This is a genomic window from Oribacterium sinus, from assembly GCF_963553175.1.
In the GTDB taxonomy this organism is placed as follows: Bacteria; Bacillota; Clostridia; order Lachnospirales; family Lachnospiraceae; genus Oribacterium; species Oribacterium sinus_B.
The window spans coordinates 1-3,503 of the sequence record NZ_CAUVME010000079.1 but is presented as its reverse complement, the minus strand read 5'-3'; the positions used below and the strand labels follow the sequence as shown (position 1 = coordinate 3,503).

Sequence of the window (3,503 nt, the reverse complement as noted above, 5' to 3'; positions counted from 1 at the left end):
AAGAGGTGGTAAGCTACGGAGCACCGGTACTGCCCGGTTCCATGTTTATGCTGGCTTACGCCAAGGGAAAGGTGCCGGTTTTGGGACTTCCCGGCAGCATTATGTTTTGCCCCACCACGGTTTTTGACCTGGTACTGCCGCGAATCATGGCAGGGGACATTGTGAAAAAAGAAGAGATTGATGCTTTAGGTGAGGGCGGTTTGCTTTAAGCCTGTAGGAAAGCGAAACAGGCAGTAGAGTAAAATGGAAGTACAGTTCTGAATAAAGTAATGACAAAACACACACAAGGGATGGCAGGAAAGAGGGTTAGGCAGATGGAGAAAGCAAGAAAAGAAATTATCAGAGAGATTGCCGGGCTGAATTCTTCGGAGGAAAATATATTATTTCACTCCTTAGCGGAAGGAAGCCTTGGGGAATTGGCCTTGTTTTCTTCCGGAAAATGCCTAAGCCACAGCCCGAAATTCCCCTTTTTTGCCTCGGAAAAGGATAGAGAGGAATGTTTTTGGGGCAATCGTAAAGAAGGGATTTTTTCTCTGGGAGAGGGGAAATTCTTTGCGGAAACCTTGGCTTCAGAGAAAAAGCTCATCATTTGCGGGGCGGGACATGTGGCCATTGCCACCATTCGTCTTGGAAAAATGCTGGGATTTTCCGTGACTTGTATTGAGGATAGACCTCTTTTTGCCAAGGAAGCGGAAAAGGCAGGGGCAGACAGGGTAATTTGTGAGGACTTTGCCAAGGCCTTGGATAGTCTGGAAGGAGACCGGGACAGTTACTTTGTGATTCTGACCAGAGGTCATGTGCATGATCAGATCTGCCTTCGGAGAATTTTGGAAAAGCCCAAGGCCTATATGGGCATGATGGGCTCCAGAAGAAGAGTGGCTATGATTAAGAAGAATCTTTTGGAAGAGGGATTTTCGCAGGAGCTTCTGGATTCTCTCCACAGTCCTATTGGTCTGAAAATCGGGGCGGAAAGTCCAGAGGAAATTGCTCTTTCCATTATGGCAGAGATTGTAGGGGTGAAGAGCGCCGAAAAAAATACCATCGGCTACAGTGAGGAGATTCTGGACGCGGTGGAAAAGGAAGAGAAGCTGGTGTTGGCCACCATTATCGAAAGAAAAGGCTCCGCTCCCCGTTCAGTAGGCACGAAGATGTCCATCAATCCCCTGGGAGAGATTACTGGTACTATAGGAGGAGGCTGTGCAGAGGCGGAGGTGATTCAGAAAAGCCGAGAGCTTTTTCTGGAAAATGCACCGGAGGGCCTACTGTATCACGTGGACTTGACGGATGACGCCGCCGCGGAAGAGGGAATGGTTTGCGGTGGAATCTTGGAGATCCTTTTGGAGAGATATTAGAAGTATCGGATTTGATTGTAAAAGTCGATATTCATAGAGAATATTAGGCGTGTGGATATCCATAGGAGGGATATACACTGAGTCGATAGATCCTCCAGGTCTATTTATATAGAAATAATTCATTAGGAGGAAATGGAAATAGACTTAGATGGTCAGGAGAGCAGAAGATGCAGGATAAGTTCCAAAGAAAAATCAATTATATGCGAATGTCCATTACGGACCGCTGTAATTTGCATTGCCAATATTGTATGCCCAATGGGCTGGAGAATCCTCTTCCCATGGATCGCTTGCTGACTTATGAGGAGCTTTTGCAGGTGGCAAAGGCCGCAGTAGCCTGCGGCATTACCCGCTTTAAGGTTACCGGAGGAGAGCCCTTGGTACGAAAAGGGGCTGTGGATTTTATGGCTTCCTTAAAGGCTCTTCCCGGGGTGGAGCAGGTAACGATTACCACCAACGGATTGCTCCTTTCCGAAGCATTGCCAAGATTTCAGGAAATGGGCTTGGACGGCATCAATGTTAGTTTAGATACCTTGATCCCGGAGCGTTTTTATGAGATTACCGGTTTTGATGCCCTGGACAAGGTGCTTCAGGGCATCAAGGAGGCAGTAGTCAGCGGGATTCCTGTGAAGCTGAACACCGTTTTACAAAAGGGAGTAAATGAGGATGAAATCTTTGCCCTTTTGGCTCTTTGCAAAAAATATCCTTTGGACCTTCGTTTTATCGAAATGATGCCTATTGGTTACGGAAAAGAGCAAGACGGCATCGGCAATGACTTTTTACTGGAAAAATTAAAAAGAATTTATCCGGAGATGACCAAGGACATTTCCACCCATGGAAACGGCCCGGCAAAGTATTATAAAATTCCCGGATTTCAGGGCTCTGTAGGATTTATCTCCGCCATGCATGGAAAGTTTTGCGCCCATTGCAACCGCATTCGTCTGACCTCTACAGGAAAGATTAAGCCCTGTCTGTGCTTCGGAAACAGTATAGATGTCCGGGAGTGTCTGCGAAATCCGGCATTTTCGGAAGAACAAAGGGATGAGATTTTATTGGAAAAGATTCAGGAAAGTATCTGGGCAAAGCCGGAAAGCCATTGCTTTGAAAAGCTTTCCGAGGTGACGGAAAAGCGGGAAATGGGAAGAATCGGCGGATAGAATAGAGGATATTATGGGAAAAGTATTAGCCATTTGCTTGAGCGAGCAAAAGGGAACAGAAAAATCAGAGGTAGAGGAAGCTCTCCTGGTAGAGGACTTCGGCCTTCAGGGGGATGCCCATGCCGGAAAATGGCATAGACAGGTGAGCTTATTGTCCTTTGAGAAAATAGAGGATTTTCGAAAGAAGGGGGCTCAGGTAGACTTTGGGGCCTTCGGAGAAAATCTGGTGATTGAGGGATTTGATCTGTCCAAGTATCCGGTGGGTAGTGAAATTCATATAGGGGACTGTGTTTTAGAGCTTAGCCAGATTGGAAAGGCCTGCCACAGCCACTGCGCCATTTTCCATCGTATGGGAGATTGCATTATGCCAAGAGAAGGCATTTTCTCCGTGGTAAAAAAGGGAGGAAAGATCCGGGTGGGAGATCCGGTGGAAATCTTCCCCGGAAAAAAGGACAGACCCTTTACCGCAGCGGTAATTACCCTGTCGGACAGAGCCTCTCAAGGGGTATATGAGGATCAGTCCGGTCCCGTGATTACAGAGTTTTTGAAAAATCAGGGAATGATAGTGGAAGAGCAGCTTCTCCTTCCTGATGGAAGGCCGGAATTGGAGAAAGAAATCAAGAGACTGGCGGATCAGCGGCAGATTTCTTTGATTCTGACCACCGGGGGTACCGGATTTTCCGAAAGGGATTGCACTCCGGAAGCCACCAAGGCAGTCTGTGAAAGAGAAGTGCCGGGGATTCCGGAAGCTTTACGCTCTTACAGCCTTTCCATCACCAAGAAAGCTATGTTTAGCCGTCAAACTGCAGGCATCCGGAAGAAATCTTTGGTCATTAACCTTCCGGGCAGTCCCAAGGCCTGTAAGGAGAATCTGGAATATCTCTTCCCGGATTTATTCCATGGTTTGGGAATTCTTCGGGGAACGGATACAGACTAAGTTCACTACTTTTCCTGAAGCTTTCGGAGAAGGAGTATAGACCGGATTCGTTGCTATTCT

Annotated in this window: 3 protein-coding genes and 1 pseudogene; all 4 read left to right on the top strand. The window is 47.2% G+C overall.

Annotation, left to right across the window (positions count from 1 at the left end):
- A pseudogene (locus RYO92_RS11045) lies at positions 1-209 on the top strand (molybdopterin-binding protein); the annotation flags it as partial.
- Between the two features lie 105 nt (positions 210-314).
- Positions 315-1,352 (top strand): XdhC/CoxI family protein, encoded by a 1,038-nt coding sequence (locus RYO92_RS11040; protein ID WP_315370411.1) that lies wholly within the window; start codon positions 315-317, stop codon positions 1,350-1,352.
- A gap of 167 nt (positions 1,353-1,519) precedes the next feature.
- Entirely contained in the window at positions 1,520-2,506 is a 987-nt protein-coding gene (moaA, locus tag RYO92_RS11035) for a GTP 3',8-cyclase MoaA (RefSeq protein ID WP_315370410.1), read from the top strand.
- A 13-nt stretch (positions 2,507-2,519) separates the two neighbouring features.
- Positions 2,520-3,443, top strand: a complete 924-nt coding sequence (locus RYO92_RS11030) for an MOSC domain-containing protein (protein WP_183684695.1) — start codon at positions 2,520-2,522, stop codon at positions 3,441-3,443.
- Positions 3,444-3,503: the final 60 nt, after the last annotated feature.

Excerpts from the sequence above, each read along its gene's own strand:
- RYO92_RS11040 (WP_315370411.1), top strand. The coding sequence starts at position 315 with ATGGAGAAAGCAAGAAAAGAAATTATCAGAGAGATTGCCGGGCTGAAT.
- moaA (WP_315370410.1), top strand. The coding sequence starts at position 1,520 with ATGCAGGATAAGTTCCAAAGAAAAATCAATTATATGCGAATGTCCATT.
- RYO92_RS11030 (WP_183684695.1), top strand. The coding sequence starts at position 2,520 with ATGGGAAAAGTATTAGCCATTTGCTTGAGCGAGCAAAAGGGAACAGAA.